Raw genomic sequence first — 15,645 nt, forward strand, 5'->3', positions numbered from 1 at the left:
TCCAAAATGCAGGTGCAAAACTACGGAAAATTATCGATTTACAAATGACAAATTACACCTTCGCGCGTTTTGCTTTTTCCCATACAACCGATTGTCCGCCTTTGAGGTAGCGGACGATTCCAACAATCGAAGCGTAATTCATGGCTACAAAATAAAAAGGAATAAAAAAGAGTTTGAAGCGGATTTTCCTGTTCTCGAACAACCACCCGACACCCGCGATAAGATACATCAGTGCCTGAATATAAAAGAGAACGGTGTAAACGTCCAGGCTCTGCCAACTTTGCTGCTCGCACAATATGAAAAAATTGATAACAAAGAGCAGGAATAGGGCGAATGGCGCAAGGGTCCATCGCAGTACTTTATGCGAGAAGAACTGAAAGCTCAGCCATCCGTAGCGCCAGGGATTGAGCAAATGAGCCAACCGACCGATGCTTTGAACGCCGCCGGCTGCGATTCGTGTTTTACGCTTGAACTCTTCGCGGATCCCGGCCGAAGCAGTTTCAGTGGCATAAGCTTGGGGTGCGTAGGCAATCCGATGGCCTTTGGCTGCAATGCGAAGTGAAATCATCAGATCATCGAGCACGGTGTCGGGCTCCAGTGTTTGGAAAAGCGGGGTGCGGATGGCAAACAGTTCGCCGGCTGCGCCCACAGCTGTATGGAGGTGGGCATCCATCTGCTTGATAAACGACTCCAACCGCCAATACAATCCTTCGCCCGAGGCAGTCGCTGTGTCCTGATCTTTTTCAACAATCCGCTTCTCACCTGCCACACAACCCGTATTTGGATCTTCAAACTGCCGGACAATTTCAAGGATGGCATTCTCAGCGATAAGGGTGTTGCTATCGGAGAACACCACCAACGGCGCTTTCACAAATGACATCCCACGGTTTATGGCCTGTGCTTTTCCCTGTCGTTCCGGAAGGTGTTCTACCTGCAATCGGGGGTGTTTTCTAAGCAAATCAACGGTTCCGTCGTTCGATCCATCGGTGATCCACAAATGCTGAATTTTGTCTTTCGGGTAGTTTAGCTTGAAGGAGTTTTGTACTTTCTGTTCGGCAATTTCAAGCTCGTTGTAAGCCGTCACAAAGAGGCAAACTTTCGGCAATTCTTCTACATCCAGCGTAGGAAGTGTTTGCTGCCCAACAATTGCTTGCTTGATTTTGGCCAATCCCCACACCACGACAGCATAGCCCGGATAGGTGTAAACAACAACAAGCAACAATATCAAAAAGACAATTTCAAGCATTCAGGTATTGCTTATAAAAGTCGGTTAACGATTCGGCAATGGCCAGGTTGTCAAATTTATCGTGAATAAAATCGATGGCATTTTTACAGAGTTGGTCGTAGAGGTCGCGGTCTTCAATCAAGTTGCTCACCGCCTGAATAAACTCGTCGGCTTCGTCGGCCAGCAAGATGTGTTTGCCCTTTTCAACAGCAATACCTTCGGCACCAATACCGGTTGACACAATGGCTTTGCCAAGCGCCAGCCCCTCGATAATCTTCACCCGCATCCCGCTTCCCGAGAGCAAGGGAGCAACCATAATGGCTTTGGAATTCATAAAAGCATAGGCATCTTCAATTTCACCCAAAAAAACCACATTTTTATATTGAAGTTTCGATTGCAGCCAGTCCGGTGCATTTCTTCCGGCCACAAAAAATTTGAGCTGCGGGTATTTTTGCTGGAGCTTCGGCCAGCAGTTTTCCAAAAACCACAGCAATCCTTCCTGGTTTGGCGCCCAATCCAGCGCACCAAGGTGAAAAACCGATGGGTATTCGAGCTGTCCGGCTTTGGGCACCAGGGTGGCCAAATCAATCCCAGTCTGGGTGGTGTGCCGGGGTTTGGTATTCCCAAGTTGGTCGAGCAAATCGCCATCCCGGTCAGTAATCGGAACCAAAACATCATAGCTGTTTAAGTAACTTATTTCGAACTTTTTGATCCGACTAGCGAGTAACTTCAGATAGATACTCCGGAAGCCCGGCGTGACCGCAGCGGTACGCTCCCATATTTCGTGCTCCACATTGTGCGCCCGATAGGAGATCAATGCTTTGGAATGTTTGCGAATCAACGGAATATAGGGGCAAAGATAAAGGCCTTCAAGCTGAATGAGATCGAAGGTTTTCGCTTGCAGCAAGTCAGCCAGTTTCCGGCTAAACTGACGGGATATAAACCGACTGGCATTGTAGGGTAAGTTTGAAAACAGCAAGTTGCCCAACAGGCCGATGGTTGTAATTCTTGCCGAAACATCAATCAGTTCAAAATGCATCCTTTCCTTCAGGTCATGCGGAATTTCATCGATGGTGATGTGGTGCTTTTTTGTATTCATGGCCAAAACATGCACATCGTGGCCTAAAAGCGTAAAACCTTTCGACATGGTTAAGGTAGCAATGGCACCGCCATCCTTCGGGGGCCAGGGAACCTTGTTGCACACCTGGAGAATTCGCATACTAATGGGTTTCGGTTTTTTCTTTTCTTTTGAATAAAAACCCGAACAAACGTTTGATGTTGTGTTCGTAGGTCTCAAGGTTTAACAAACCTGAATCGTTCGCTGACTTGTAGGTCAGGAAGATGCCAAGTGGCAAAAAGAGCAGGGTTGAAAACCACATGCCGGTAGACATGTTCCAGAGATCTTCGCGAGCAAATTTTTCGCCCGAAATGGAAACCATGTAATAGGTAATGAACATGAGAATGGAAACAACAACCGGCATTCCAAGCCCGCCTTTCCGAATAATAGCCCCAAGGGGTGCGCCAATAAAGAAGAAAATAAGACAGGCCACCGACCAAGTGAACTTTTTGTGCTTTTCCATGGTCAGCTTATTGATGAATGTTTTTCGATTGTAAAGCTCATGGAGATTCTGATTAATCGTTTGGTGGTTCGACCGGGCCTGGCTAATGGCCATGCTGATCACTTCATTCTGAACATGGGGCTCCAGCGAATGGTAGATGGAATCGAAATTCACCAGCGTATCGGGCGTTGCGCGATAATCTTTCTTTAGCGAATCGGTGGGTTGGGTCATAAAATTTACCGCATCGTTCAGTGGTTTGGGATAAGTCATCGAAACGGCAAAACGCCTGACCCGGGCCTTAAAGTCGGTGTAAAAGGAGTCTTCCTGGTGAGTCAGCTGATCCAGATTCATCATTTTGTACTGGCTTCGCATTCGGTTTTCATCGGTTCGCTGGAAGTCAAATCCTTCCAACGAGATTGTGACGACCTCCTTGCCAAACGTTTCACGGCGGAATGGAAACGTCCGGTCTTTACCCCGCTTGTTTGGATCCATGTTGGTAGCCGATTGTCCGTTGTACAGGGTCATGACCATGTACTTTTTGTCTTCTGAAATTCTCATGAATCCTGAATCGGCAACCGTGACGTTGGTGTTGCCTTTGTTGTCGGTGTGATCGTAAATCAACAGCCCATAAAGCATGTTGTTTTTGTTGCTTTTGCGATCAACTTTAATGCTGTAGCCGTCAATTTCGTTTGAAAAAACGCCCTCGGAAATAACCATCTCAGGCTTTTGGTTCTTGACACTCACGAGCAAAGCGCCAAACTTAAGATTGGTTTTTGGCAAAATATTATTTGAAAAGTAAAAAGCAAAGAAGGTTAAAGCAACGGCAACAACAATCAGCGGACGCATAATGCGAAAAAGCGAAATCCCCGACGCCTTAATGGCCACCAGCTCGTAGTTTTCACCAAGATTGCCAAAAGTCATAATCGATGCTAAAAGCATGGCCAGAGGAAAAGCCATGGGAATCAGCGCGAAGGACGCGTAAAGCAGCAGTTCGGCCACAATATTCCACTCCAGTCCTTTGCCAACCATGTCGTCGATGTATTTCCACAGAAACTGCATGAGCAGGACAAACACAACGATGAAAAAGGTCATCAGAAATGGCCCGAAAAAAGTTTTTAATACAAATAGGTGCAGTCGCTTCATAATCTGTTTTTGGAAACGAATACAAAGCTAAGTTATTTTGGAGAAATAGAAAGTTAAAATCACTTAACAGCCGAGGATGTGTTTCAGGTCAGCAATCTGCGAATTCCACAATCCGGAGGTCTCTTCAGCTTCGTCTTCATCCGAACAATCAATTACAATCAGCGAAACATCGCCTGTCAACTCGTCTTTGGTAATTCTAAACTCGAAATAGCTGTCTTCTTCATCGACCCAATTAAAGCGAACCATCCGATCGTCCTTTTGCAGTGTCTTTTCCGCCTGTTGTTCGCTTCCTTCCCAAACAAAGGTGTAAAGATTGCCTTTCACCCGAACATCATCGGCAAACCACTCGGCCAAGCCCGAAGCCGTACTCAGCCTGTTAAACAACACCTTAGGCGAACAATTAATTGGATATTCCAGTCGAATTTTAGCTTTTTCTGACATCGGGTTTTTCATTTTGTGCAATATAGGGAATCTGCTCCAATATAGCAATCCGTTGGAAATTCACCAAGTAAAAATTCCAATCTTTCCTGTACTTTTGTTCTGTTCATCATTGGATCTTCGATGAATACAGGATGAACAAACAGCCTTGTCACATTTTTTGTTTTAAGAATCGATAAAAATTTAGGTTTGGCTTATGGCGACAAAAAATAAATACTATATTTGCAACCGCAAAAATGAATGGCGAGGTAGCTCAGCTGGTTAGAGCGCATGATTCATAATCATGAGGTCGGCGGTTCAAGCCCGCCTCTCGCTACTTGATAATAAAGGAGTTACAAAGATAGAATTTGTAGCTCCTTTTTATTTGCATGTAATTTGCACACAGGTACGCACATAAAATGATTAGTGGATTGGCAATTCAAATTCGTCTGTTGATGCCTGAAAGACAAAAGCTTCAACAACAATTCAGTGCTTTTACTTTCAATAGGAAATGGATTGTAAAAACACCGACATACTGCAGCCTTTTTTTACTCCACAGAAATGAACTCTACCGACCAGTTATTGTTGTCTTTTCCTTTGCGTAAAACCGACAATTCGGTTCCTGAACCGTTCGAGAACACATAACGCGCTTCTACTTCATAGGCCGGAGTTTGCGCGTCGGGCTGATATAAATTATCGTACATATAGGTTTTTACCTGGGTGTAATCGTTATCCTCGAACTGGTAAATTAGAGATGAAACCGTCTGATAATCTTGATTCTTTATTCCGAAAATCGAATGAGTCGCATCGCAATGATTAATCCAAGGGAACGTGTTTTCATAAGACCAGGCGCTGGATCCTTGCAGTTGTCCGATCGGCGCAATATACTCCACATTCCATCCTGAAGGAGCAACCACCGCGTTGGTCCTGTAAACATTTCCGTTCGATTCAAACATAAATTGACCATCAGCAGAAAACCAATAACTGCCGATGCTTTGGTGGCGATAACTTTTCTCCAATTTTGTATCGAGATCAAAAACAGTGATTCCCGATGGGCTGGAATGTCTTCTGGCAGCAATAACATAGGGCTGCCGGGGCACTTTCTTCAAATAAGTTCCTTCGTCCATCTCATTGTCATCGCTTTCAGCGGTCTCCGAGCTTGAAATGTTGATCCAAAGTAAATTATTCATGTAAGTTCCGGCTTTTGTATAGCAGAACCAATCGTCTTTTGCCCACTCCATGTCGTAAATGGTATAGCCATATTCAAAAGTTCTTTCAACCGAATAATCATTCAAGTTGATCGCACTAATCATCCCGCCATGGCCAACTGCAGCTTTTGTAAAATCCTCTGAAACAGCCAAACAGGTAGGAGCCTTATCCAAGGCAATTTCATGCAACACTGCTTTCGAAGTTACGTCATAGGTCACCAATTGATTCGGCTGGCTTGTCACGTAATACAAGGTATTGGTGCTTTGATCAAAGGTCGCATCAACCAAATTTCCTTCCAGTTCGCGCACATTAGCGTTGTCTCCCGGGGCGCGGGCAAATACCGATATCGGATAGGATGGTTGGGTGGGGTCGTTGGATTTCACATAAATAGTGGCCGAATTTAATCCTGGCGCCAATTTGCTTCGGTCGCAGGTAAGCATAATTTCATAGTCAGAATATCCATAAGAAATCCCGTTTTCAGGTGATACTTTCAGCCAATCGGGAAGACCTTCGAATTTCCACGTCAGGATTCCGTTGCCACTGTTGTTTATACTCAGTGATTTATCTGAGGCAGTCGGTCCAAAATCAACGGGTAAATAATACGAATAAACTGTCAGCCGCGGCGTTCCCAAATTGGCCGAAACGGCAATATCAATTTGCGGATTGTTTTTGTCGTTGGTCAGCAGCGTAATGGTTCCCGTAAGGCTGCTTTGAGCTGCTTTGCCAGCATCCAGGACAAAAGGAATCGTGGCAGCTGCTCCTTGGCCCAGCACAACCGACATCAGGTTGAACTGGCTCATGTCAACCGACAGCCACTCGGGCATGTCCACAATGTCCCAAAGCAAAATACCATCGCCCGAATTGGAGATTTCCATCTGGCTGTAATAGTGATTGTAATCGATTTCAAAAGTCCGGTTAATTTCTGCAGAAGGATTTCCTTCGGTAATATAATACACAGGAACAGCGTACTGCTTTTCGCTTGCTGTGATCAACACTTGATCGACATAGATCCCTGTTTTTGAGAAACCTGCGACGGTGTTGGCCCTGCAACGAATGGAGGCCACGTCACTTGAAAAGTTGCCTGAATGACTGTCTGTGCTCAGCCAGTCGGGTTTGCTGTCGATCCTGAACCCGGCACTTCCCACACCTTCGCACTCAAACTGGTAGTCGTCGGTGTCCCAGTCTGGCGAAATGATAATTGCAGAGGCGGCCACTCCTGAAAGATCGAGGCGTTCATTGACAAAGTCATCGCTACACGAAAAAAATAAAATGGCGGTTGCTAGTATGATGCTGTTTTTCAAAATCCGTTTCATCGTGGTCATTTTTTATTTGTACAACATTCGGTTAAAAACTGTAGCGAACAGAAAACCCGTAATCGATCCGTGAAACGCTGACCGCGTTTTCCAGCTTCTGATCTTCCACATCGTAGTCCAAACTTTTCATTGAAATTCTCTGAAGTTTCGCCCAGAGAAAGCTCCCCGTCAGGCCTGCCGACAGTTGCGGCGCCACAAAATATTCGACTGACAAACCGCCTTTAACACCGAACGCTGTACTTTTCGTTACCGAATTGGCCTGGTCGTAATATTGCGGAGGTTCACCGTAGTAGTATCCATCCTCGCCCCAATACATCTGATATTCAGTGCCTCTGCTCTCACCGCGAAACATAACAATACCCGGCGACAGCGTTTCTGAAATTTTCAGTTTTCTCTCCTTGTCAGGAAATTGCTGAAACAAAACCGAAGGGCCGGCAAAATGGGTAAACACTTTTTCATTCAAGTCCATTTGCGCATAAACAGGAAGGTTCATCCCACCATAGCCATTGATTAAAAATTCGCCCTCCGAGGCAGAATAGAAAAAAGAATAATCGGCACCAACTCCCAGAAAATTTGTCAGCAGATAGTGAAAACCCGCGTTCAGGTGGTACCCGTTTTTGAGTTTCCCGATGTAGTCATCGGCCTCCGATACCGAAATTCCGATCGAAGTCATATAGTTCTTTGATTCGGCAAATTCGGTAAACGAATGGGCCAACCCTCCTTGAACTGTCAACAAATAGCGGCGTTCAGGTTTTGGCCGGCTGACTTTCAATCCGACAATGCCTTGCACTGCATCCGAATGCTGCGCACGAAAATATTGCAATACATCGGCAATGGCAATTGACTTTCCGGCAACATAATTTTCAGCAATTTTTTGCTCGTAGCTTATCCGCTCGGCACCAACTGAAATTATCCGGCATTCAATCGTATCTTTTTGGATAGTAATAATTTTGTCTTGTGCGTGAGTGGCAGCCAATGACATAAAAAACAACAAAACAGGCAGGAGTCTTTTCATTGCAAATAGGTGATTTAAGGTTTCTTGACGCCTATTAGGCGCTTCGATTCAAAATAAAGTATTTTTTCTCTTTCCAACAATGTATTATACATTATAAATGATATTTATTTTGATTTTTTTCTGCGACGCGATGAATTGTATCCATTTCTGAAAAAGTTGAGCCCCGGCACCCTTGTCATTCTTGCATTTTCTGCACGTAGATGCTCTTTACTTATTCGGTTGAAAAATCCTACCAACGGGCGTTCTCGCTGAAATTCGAGCTTAACGGATTAGAAACGTGCGATCGAAATACCTTCAAATATTTTCGATGACCTTCAAACCCTTAACGGTTCATTTTTATATCTTTGCCGAGATTTCGCGGTCGGAACCGGTCGGGTATGCTAATCAGCTCATCAAAAAAACGAGCAGGAAGCAACAAGCAAACAACAATTGTAAAAAATTAAAATCAAAAATACTTACCCATGAACTTTGTTGAAGAATTGAACTGGCGGGGGATGATTCACGACATCATGCCCGGAACAGAAGAACAACTGCAAAAAGAAATGACCACAGCTTATGTTGGCATTGACCCAACGGCTGACTCTTTACATATTGGGCACCTGGTTGGCGTTATGATGCTGAAGCACCTTCAGCTGGCCGGACACAAGCCCATCGCCTTGGTTGGCGGCGCTACCGGCATGATTGGCGACCCTTCGGGCAAATCGCAGGAACGCAACTTGCTGGACGAAGCAACGCTGCGCCACAACCAGGATTGCCTGAAAGCACAGTTGAACCGCTTCCTGGACTTTGACTCGGATGCCCCCAATGCGGCTGAGTTGGTCAACAACTACGACTGGATGAAGGAATACAGCTTTTTGGATTTCATTCGCGACATTGGCAAACACCTCACAGTGAATTACATGATGTCGAAAGACAGCGTAAAAAAACGTTTGGGCGAGGAAGCAAAAACCGGCATGTCGTTCACCGAATTCTCCTACCAATTGGTTCAGGGAACCGATTTTCTTCACCTCTACCGGACCAAAAACTGTAAACTGCAAATGGGCGGTTCCGATCAGTGGGGAAACATTACCACCGGCACCGAGCTCATCAGGCGAAAAGAGAGTGGCGAAGCTTTTGCGATGACCTGCCCGTTGATTACCAAAGCGGATGGAACCAAGTTTGGGAAAACCGAAAGTGGCAACGTGTGGCTCGACGCCAAACTAACCTCGCCTTATAAATTTTACCAGTTCTGGTTGAATACATCGGACGAGGATGCCGAAAAATATATCAAGATTTTCACCCTCTTAAGCCAGGCTGAAGTTGCTGAACTGGTTGCCAAACACCGGGAGGCGCCGCATGCACGCGAACTACAAAAAAGGCTGGCCGAAGAAGTGACCGTGATGGTTCACTCGCGCGACGATTTTGACATGGCTGTGGAGGCCTCACAAATTTTATTTGGCAGCGGAACAGCCGAAAACCTGCGCAAGCTGGATGAGCAAACGTTTTTGTCGGTTTTTGAAGGCGTTCCCCAGTTTCCGGTTTCCAAAGCGGCACTTGCCAAGGGAATAAACGTGGTGGACTTGCTGGCCGAAACCGCTGCCGTTTTCCCGTCGAAAGGCGAATTGCGACGAACCATCAAAGGCAACGGACTGAGCATCAACAAGGAAAAAATTACGGATCAGGATTTAATCGTCAATACCGATTTTCTCATTGGTAATCAATATATTTTGGTGCAAAAAGGAAAGAAGAATTACTACCTGCTAATTGCTGAATAGCAACTGCAGGGGTGGGAACCTGATAATAATCGGAAGGGAAATCCGTTCATGAATTACGACCTAACACGATAACGCTTATGAAAAGCTTTTTTGACAACCAGAACCTGCTGGCTCTGATTTGGAAATGGAAAACGCACTTGATTACCATCGGCGCCATTGCCATTGTCGGAGCTGCCCTATTCTCATCGCCCTGGTTCATCACGCCCATGTTTGAGTCGCAGGCACGGATTTACCCAACCAACACCAGCACCTACTCCGAAGAATCGGAAAGTGAGCAAATGCTTGAGGTGCTGAATTCGACCGATCTCAAGTGGCAGATCATTCATACTTTCAAGCTGCAGGAACGGTTCAACATCAAGCCGGACGAAGCCCATTTTCGTACCAAAATTCTGAAAGAATACAATGACCGGATCGCATGTAAAAAAACGGAATATGAATCGATTGAGCTCACGGCGCTTGATGCTGACCCGCAAGTGGCCAGCGACCTGGTGGATTCGCTGATTGTTTTTTACAACCGTAAAGTACTCAGTCTGAATCGAGAAAAAGCCCGGGAACAAGCTGCTTTTTTCATGAAAGATTTGAACCGCAAGCGAAAGGAAATTGAAGCGATTGCGGCCGAAATGGAGCCACTGAGAAAAGAATATGGCTTGCTCGATTACGAAATTCAAGCAGAACAGGTGACTCAGGGTTATATGTCGGCGCTGGCAGGCGGTGCCAACAGCCGTGCCATTGCCGATATTAAGAATCTGATGACCAACCTGGAAGAAAAAGGGGGCCGTTTTTTTCTACTTCAAAAAGAGCTGCTGGCCCTGGAAATGCAGCGCGACACCATTGCCAGCCGATACGACAAGGCATTGGCCAGGTCGGAAAAAAACGTGACTTACACCATGGTTGTTGAAGAACCGTTTCCTGCTGATAAAAAAGCCTACCCCATCCGCTGGCTGATTGTCGTGGTTAGTTTTTTGGCGGTTGAGTTTCTGGCGGTACTGACCATTCTGGGGCTCGAAGGAATTCAATCGTCAAAACCATAAGATTTTGTTCCGAAGATCGACTCAAATCATCCTGTTCTACAGTGTTTCGATTCTATTTCTAGCACTCAATTTTTATTTTCTTGTCCAACGCGAAACACTACTGATCAACCTGTTGCCTTTGCTGGCAGCAGTCGTTTTTACAGCGCTAGTTCGTATGGACCGGCTGCTGTTGCTCGTGGCCTTTTTCACCCCCCTGTCTCTCCCACTCAACAAGCTGGTGCCAGGCCTTTCCTTCGACATGTACCTGCCAACGGAACCCTTGCTTTTCGGACTGTTGCTGCTTTTTCTTTTTAAGCTGGCCGAAAACCGCAGCTTCGACAAAAGCTTGCTGAAACACCCGGTGTCGCTGGCGCTTTATTTTTACCTGGGATGGATGTTACTCACGTCGCTGACAAGCACCATGCCCTTGGTTTCGCTAAAATTTTGGTTGGCCAAAGTCTGGTTTCTGACCGCATTTTATTGGATGGGCATTCTTCTTTTCAGAAATATAAAAAACATTTACTGGTTTGTTGGCCTCTATTGCGGTGCTTTCGTTTTGGTGATCTTTTATGCCTGGTCGCGCCACCTGGCTTTGGGTTTTCACAACGTGCAGGCAGCCCATTTTGTAATGAACCCGTTCTATAAAGACCACACCTCCTATGGTGCCATGCTGGCTTTCTTTATTCCGTTTTTGCTGGGCATCACCTTGTTTCCAAAGCTTCGGATGAGCTATCGTTTGCTGGCTGCCTTGGCCCTGGTGCTGTTTGCCCTAGCCTTGGTGTTGTCGTACAGCCGGGCGGCCTGGCTTAGCTTGCTGGTTGGCGCGGCGGTCTGGCTGCTGATTCGATTAAAGATTCGCTTCCGGCCTTTGTTTGTAACAGCCGTTTCGACCATCGCCTTGGTTTGGATATTTCAAGCGCCAATCCTGCAATTTCTGGAGCGCAACGACCAGGAATCATCGGCCGATTTGATGACCCACATTTCATCCATGACCAACGTGACCAGCGATGCTTCGAACCTGGAACGGCTAAACCGATGGAGCTGCGCCATCAGAATGTTTGAAGAAAAACCGGTTTTTGGATGGGGGCCCGGAACTTACATGTTTCAGTACGCGCCTTTCCAGTTAACACGACACCGGACCACTATCAGCACCAATTCGGCTGACCGCGGCAATGCCCACAGCGAATATTTGGGTCCGCTGGCCGAATCGGGATTTTTAGGCCTGCTGAGCTTTGTGGTACTGGCTGCGCTGATTTTGTACCGCGGAATTCACGCCTATTCGGCCACCAACGATCCGGAAGCACGGCTCCTGCTTTTATCGGCAATTATTGGTATCGTCACTTACCTCGTGCATGGTTTTTTGAATAATTTTTTGGATACAGACAAAGCTTCGGTTCCTTTTTGGGCATTTGTCGCCATCATTGTTGCTTATGATCTTTACACCAAATCCGAACAGCCGGCTTCAGACGATTAAGCCGGTGTTGCGGGAGCAACGTTTTATCCAGCATCCCAATTTGAAATTCCAAAGTCCAACCGCCAGATGGTGCACCAAATCCCCAAAGTCCAACCATTGGCACAGAATGACGATGAAATGACCACAAGCAAAAGTGTCCAATTTCATCGAGCAACAATCCAGCATCAAGAATCGAGCATCAAGCATCCAGTATCAAGCCTTCGCCATCCATCAAAAAAGCCCGGTTGTAGCCGGGCCTTCCTGATGAAAATATGGAATTTTCTATTTTTTCACGCGTTCACAATAGCTGCGATCGCGGGTATCAACCTTCACGATATCGTTTTCATTGATGAAAAGCGGCACCATAATTTCGGCACCTGTTTCAAGCGTTGCAGGTTTCAAAGCCGTTGAACTTGCCGTGTTGCCTTTTTCACCGGGGATCGTTTGAACAATCTCCAGTTCAACAAAGGCAGGCAGTTCAGCCGTCAGCGGCGTTTCGTTTTCAGCCTGAAAGTTCACCTCAATCATCTGTCCTTCTTTCATCAAGTCGGCATTTTCAATCATGTCCGGATTCAATGAAATTTGCTCAAAAGTTTCGGTGTGCATGAAATTACAACCCATGTCGTCTTTGTACAAATATTGGTACGGTCTTCTTTCAACCCGAACAACATCTACTTTTACACCGGCGTTGAATGTATTCTCGATCACTTTCCCGGTTTTCACATTTTTCAATTTGGTGCGCACGAAAGCTGCGCCTTTTCCCGGCTTAACATGTTGAAATTGCACAATGGTAAAAATCTGTCCGTTGTATTCAATTGTCAGTCCGTTTCTAAAATCTGATGTACTTGCCATATCCCTGTTTTATAGTGAATTACGAATTTTGCTGCAAAAGTAGGCAATTTCTGCTTAATAATTTAGTTTTTCGACGCTAAACCATTCGCCTGCATGGCCTCAATCAACTTGTTCAACTCCTTTTTTCTTGTACGAATAGATCTCACATTTCAGGGCGCCTACTTTCAGGTCAAATTCGAGCAGTACCGGAATCCGGTGTTCATCGTCGGTAATATAGAACTTGAGTCCGCTGTCACTGTTCAGCACTTTCCCTTTATCGATACGCGGCTGAATGACATGACATCTTTTTGTTCCAAGTTTGGTTTTAATCTTTGTTTTCCCAAGGTATTTAACTTTCATCATAAAATACTCATCGGCATGAAACACGGGAATTGAGAATTCCTCTCCCCCTTCAAACTGATCGAGATAATTCGTATTTCGCATGTGAAAAAAAGCGGTGATAAAATCCACAGTATTCGGCGGAACCTCACGAGGACCTGATCGTTGCGAATAAATCGAATCGCGGTCGTTAAAGAAAAACGCTTCGTTGTACCAACGGTAACTCCCTTCTTTAATGTTCCGAATCGCCTTGTAGGGCATAAAGGTTTTCGGATCGACAATACTTTCATAAATATCATGAACACCGTACAGCATATTGGTCACCCCAACGGTATTGCCATCAAGCAGTAAATGAAGCGCTTCCTTTCCCTGATACGTCGTATCTTCAACGCTTAGAGTCGCTTCTCCACCTTTAATGAAGCTGTATTTCATGTGATATTTCAGTTCCTCAATGGGTTGTGCCCGGACGACCATACTGGCAAGCAGAAAAATAAAAATTATTTGTTGTTTCATTTTTTCAGAATATTTTTTCGGGGAATGCCTGCAATAAAATCCTTTAAGTAAAAAGGCTCAAAATAAGCGACATCCTCGAATTGATTGTTTTCATATGCTTTCAGGCCCAGAGAACACATAAACTGTGCCGAAGTCTTAACATCACTAATAAACAAGGCATTGGGATGATCGATCTCGCTTTTGCACTTGGCAGCACCATTTCCGAAGAAAACGACGGGATGTTTTTCAAGCTGAGGCGCGAAGGTGCTGGAGTCGACAACCTTTGCAGAAACCGCTTCCACTTCTTGCAAATCGCGATCGTATAGCGCGGTGTAAACTTCCATTCGCCGGGCATCAATCATGGGGCACAACAGCAAACCGGGTGATGGCGAAATGCCATACTCCGCCAAGTTTGAGCGGACATGATCACTCATCGATTTTAGCGGACTGATGGCGATTAGCGGAATTTGGTTGGCAAAGCAAATCCCCTTGGCCAGTGAAACACCAATCCGAAGCCCGGTGTATGAGCCCGGCCCTTTACTAATGGCAACCGCCTTTAGCTGGCTGAATTCAAGCTGGTTCCGGTTCATCAACTCCTGGGCGAAAACGCTGAGCAAGCGGGCGTGATTTTGGCCTTCGTCGCTTTCAACAAAATCAATCAGCTGGCCGTTTTCCGCGATGGAAACGCTACAAACTTCGGTTGACGATTCAAGATTCAATATCATTGTCATGATGGTCTCAATTTGGCAACAAAATTAAGATATTAACAGAACAAGCCCTTAAAATGATCAGGAAAAACGAATAGCGCTTTTTTGTTAAAAAACAAATTGTTCTTAATGACTAAATAATTTCTATTTTTTATTAGTTTTAACTGATTTTTTACTCAGGAAAAATGTATAGAGCCGCAATTATTGATGACGATCAGTTAGCCCGCAGGGTATTATTTCGCATACTGGATCAGCACTTCCCTGACATTGAATTAGTTGGTGAAGCCAACTCGGTAGAAACCGGCGTTGAGTTGATTGTAAAACAAGCACCTGATCTGGTGTTTTTAGACATTGAACTGCCTGATGGAACCGGCTTCGATTTGATTGAAAAATTGCCGGAAGTTAATTTCAAACTGGTTTTCACCACTTCCTACAGCGACTATGCCATTACTGCCTTTAAATATTCCGCGTTCGATTACATCCTGAAACCGGTGCTGGTTGAAAATGTAAAAGCAACCATCCAGCGAATCAGCGAAATTCCGGTACTCAGCGAAAAACACCGGGTTGAAGTTCTGAAAAACAGCATCGACAACAAGGGTGAAAGTTCGCATGTAACCATTGCCCTGCCTGAAATGAATGGCTTTGCTATCATTAAAGTGACCAATATCTTACGCTGTGAAGGCGAACGCAACTACACCCGGGTCTTTTATCAGAATGGCACTTCGGTGCTCATTAGCCGCACTTTGCTCGAGTTTGACCAACTGTTGGTACCGCACGGTTTTTGTCGTATTCACCGGTCACACTTGGTCAACCTGAAATCTGTTGAGCGCTACCTGAAGACCGATGGCGGACTGGTTGAACTATCCGATAAATCCAAACTTCCTGTTTCGCCCAAACACAAGGAAGAACTGCTTGATAAACTGCTCCATAACCGACTTTAAACTGATCGTTTTGTCTGGCTCGGTAGGGAGGTACTCCAGTTTGCTAGTTACTTGCTAGGGTTTGCTCATTTTGCAATTGATTTATGAAAGAATCCTCTATCTTTAACGCCTTGAAATACCTGTGATTGGACTTATATTCATATGGATACGTGAAAGAGGGATTGAAAGTCGCTTATTGAATCATATGAATCAAACTTTTGGGGATGGCAAATTCGATGTGGGATAGTTATACAGCGC

Annotated in this window: 13 protein-coding genes and 1 tRNA gene; 5 read left to right on the forward strand and 9 right to left on the reverse strand. The window is 45.4% G+C overall.

What is annotated here, in order from left to right; genetic code table 11:
• Positions 1–52 precede the first annotated feature (52 nt).
• From NC99_RS12415 to NC99_RS12430, 4 genes are all read right to left on the reverse strand, one after another.
• A complete protein-coding gene (locus tag NC99_RS12415) occupies positions 53–1,246 on the reverse strand; it encodes a glycosyltransferase family 2 protein (protein WP_053184144.1) in 1,194 nt (397 codons plus the stop codon).
• The gene (locus NC99_RS22480; RefSeq protein WP_053184146.1) at positions 1,239–2,444 is read right to left on the reverse strand and encodes a glycosyltransferase family 4 protein; all 1,206 of its coding nucleotides are present in this window, start codon (positions 2,442–2,444) and stop codon (positions 1,239–1,241) included. The genes NC99_RS12415 and NC99_RS22480 overlap by 8 nt, the downstream gene beginning before the upstream one ends.
• A gap of 1 nt (position 2,445) precedes the next feature.
• Positions 2,446–3,927, reverse strand: coding sequence for an LptF/LptG family permease (locus NC99_RS12425; RefSeq protein WP_053184148.1), 1,482 nt, complete (start codon positions 3,925–3,927; stop codon positions 2,446–2,448).
• Between the two features lie 63 nt (positions 3,928–3,990).
• On the reverse strand, positions 3,991–4,368 hold the full coding sequence (locus NC99_RS12430; protein ID WP_053184250.1) for an START-like domain-containing protein: 378 nt from the start codon (positions 4,366–4,368) through the stop codon (positions 3,991–3,993).
• Positions 4,369–4,607: 239 nt separating this feature from the next.
• Here NC99_RS12430 and NC99_RS12435 point away from each other — a divergent pair.
• Positions 4,608–4,681, forward strand: a tRNA-Met gene (locus NC99_RS12435).
• A gap of 211 nt (positions 4,682–4,892) precedes the next feature.
• Here NC99_RS12435 and NC99_RS12440 read toward each other — a convergent pair.
• Together NC99_RS12440 and NC99_RS12445 are read right to left on the reverse strand one after the other, a co-directional pair.
• A complete protein-coding gene (locus NC99_RS12440) occupies positions 4,893–6,866 on the reverse strand; it encodes a BACON domain-containing protein (RefSeq protein ID WP_157624853.1) in 1,974 nt (657 codons plus the stop codon).
• Between the two features lie 31 nt (positions 6,867–6,897).
• Positions 6,898–7,881, reverse strand: a complete 984-nt coding sequence (locus NC99_RS12445; RefSeq protein WP_053184155.1) for a hypothetical protein — start codon at positions 7,879–7,881, stop codon at positions 6,898–6,900.
• Between the two features lie 461 nt (positions 7,882–8,342).
• Between NC99_RS12445 and tyrS the strand changes: the two genes are divergently transcribed.
• The 3 genes from tyrS (at position 8,343) to NC99_RS12460 (ending at position 12,119) form a co-directional block, all read left to right on the forward strand.
• Positions 8,343–9,635, forward strand: coding sequence for a tyrosine--tRNA ligase (tyrS, locus tag NC99_RS12450; RefSeq protein WP_053184156.1), 1,293 nt, complete (start codon positions 8,343–8,345; stop codon positions 9,633–9,635).
• 77 nt (positions 9,636–9,712) lie between these two features.
• Entirely contained in the window at positions 9,713–10,666 is a 954-nt protein-coding gene (locus tag NC99_RS12455; RefSeq protein ID WP_053184158.1) for a GumC domain-containing protein, read from the forward strand.
• A gap of 4 nt (positions 10,667–10,670) precedes the next feature.
• Positions 10,671–12,119: an O-antigen ligase family protein gene (locus NC99_RS12460; protein WP_157624855.1), complete on the forward strand. Its 1,449-nt coding sequence runs from the start codon at positions 10,671–10,673 to the stop codon at positions 12,117–12,119.
• A gap of 261 nt (positions 12,120–12,380) precedes the next feature.
• On the opposite strand, the gene efp is transcribed toward NC99_RS12460, so the two are convergent.
• The 3 genes from efp to tsaB form a co-directional block, all read right to left on the reverse strand.
• The gene (efp, locus tag NC99_RS12465) at positions 12,381–12,950 is read right to left on the reverse strand and encodes an elongation factor P (protein ID WP_053184161.1); all 570 of its coding nucleotides are present in this window, start codon (positions 12,948–12,950) and stop codon (positions 12,381–12,383) included.
• A 99-nt stretch (positions 12,951–13,049) separates the two neighbouring features.
• Positions 13,050–13,781 (reverse strand): DUF3108 domain-containing protein, encoded by a 732-nt coding sequence (locus NC99_RS12470; RefSeq protein WP_053184163.1) that lies wholly within the window; start codon positions 13,779–13,781, stop codon positions 13,050–13,052.
• Complete coding sequence (gene tsaB / locus NC99_RS12475) at positions 13,778–14,491, reverse strand: tRNA (adenosine(37)-N6)-threonylcarbamoyltransferase complex dimerization subunit type 1 TsaB (RefSeq protein WP_053184165.1); 714 nt, start codon at positions 14,489–14,491, stop codon at positions 13,778–13,780. Before tsaB ends, NC99_RS12470 begins: the two co-directional genes overlap by 4 nt.
• Positions 14,492–14,652: 161 nt before the next feature.
• Between tsaB and NC99_RS12480 the strand changes: the two genes are divergently transcribed.
• Positions 14,653–15,408 carry a LytR/AlgR family response regulator transcription factor gene (locus NC99_RS12480; RefSeq protein WP_053184167.1) on the forward strand — a complete coding sequence of 252 codons (756 nt, stop codon included), beginning with the start codon at positions 14,653–14,655 and terminating at the stop codon, positions 15,406–15,408.
• Positions 15,409–15,645: the final 237 nt, after the last annotated feature.

It is taken from the genome of Sunxiuqinia dokdonensis (assembly GCF_001270965.1).
Taxonomy (GTDB): Bacteria; Bacteroidota; Bacteroidia; order Bacteroidales; family Prolixibacteraceae; genus Sunxiuqinia; species Sunxiuqinia dokdonensis.

Excerpts from the sequence above, each read along its gene's own strand:
- NC99_RS12445 (WP_053184155.1), bottom strand. The coding sequence starts at position 7,881 with ATGAAAAGACTCCTGCCTGTTTTGTTGTTTTTTATGTCATTGGCTGCC.
- NC99_RS12430 (WP_053184250.1), bottom strand. The coding sequence starts at position 4,368 with ATGTCAGAAAAAGCTAAAATTCGACTGGAATATCCAATTAATTGTTCG.
- NC99_RS12455 (WP_053184158.1), top strand. The coding sequence starts at position 9,713 with ATGAAAAGCTTTTTTGACAACCAGAACCTGCTGGCTCTGATTTGGAAA.
- tyrS (WP_053184156.1), top strand. The coding sequence starts at position 8,343 with ATGAACTTTGTTGAAGAATTGAACTGGCGGGGGATGATTCACGACATC.
- efp (WP_053184161.1), bottom strand. The coding sequence starts at position 12,950 with ATGGCAAGTACATCAGATTTTAGAAACGGACTGACAATTGAATACAAC.
- NC99_RS12425 (WP_053184148.1), bottom strand. The coding sequence starts at position 3,927 with ATGAAGCGACTGCACCTATTTGTATTAAAAACTTTTTTCGGGCCATTT.
- NC99_RS12470 (WP_053184163.1), bottom strand. The coding sequence starts at position 13,781 with ATGAAACAACAAATAATTTTTATTTTTCTGCTTGCCAGTATGGTCGTC.
- NC99_RS22480 (WP_053184146.1), bottom strand. The coding sequence starts at position 2,444 with ATGCGAATTCTCCAGGTGTGCAACAAGGTTCCCTGGCCCCCGAAGGAT.
- NC99_RS12415 (WP_053184144.1), bottom strand. The coding sequence starts at position 1,246 with ATGCTTGAAATTGTCTTTTTGATATTGTTGCTTGTTGTTGTTTACACC.
- NC99_RS12480 (WP_053184167.1), top strand. The coding sequence starts at position 14,653 with ATGTATAGAGCCGCAATTATTGATGACGATCAGTTAGCCCGCAGGGTA.
- NC99_RS12440 (WP_157624853.1), bottom strand. The coding sequence starts at position 6,866 with ATGAAACGGATTTTGAAAAACAGCATCATACTAGCAACCGCCATTTTA.
- tsaB (WP_053184165.1), bottom strand. The coding sequence starts at position 14,491 with ATGACAATGATATTGAATCTTGAATCGTCAACCGAAGTTTGTAGCGTT.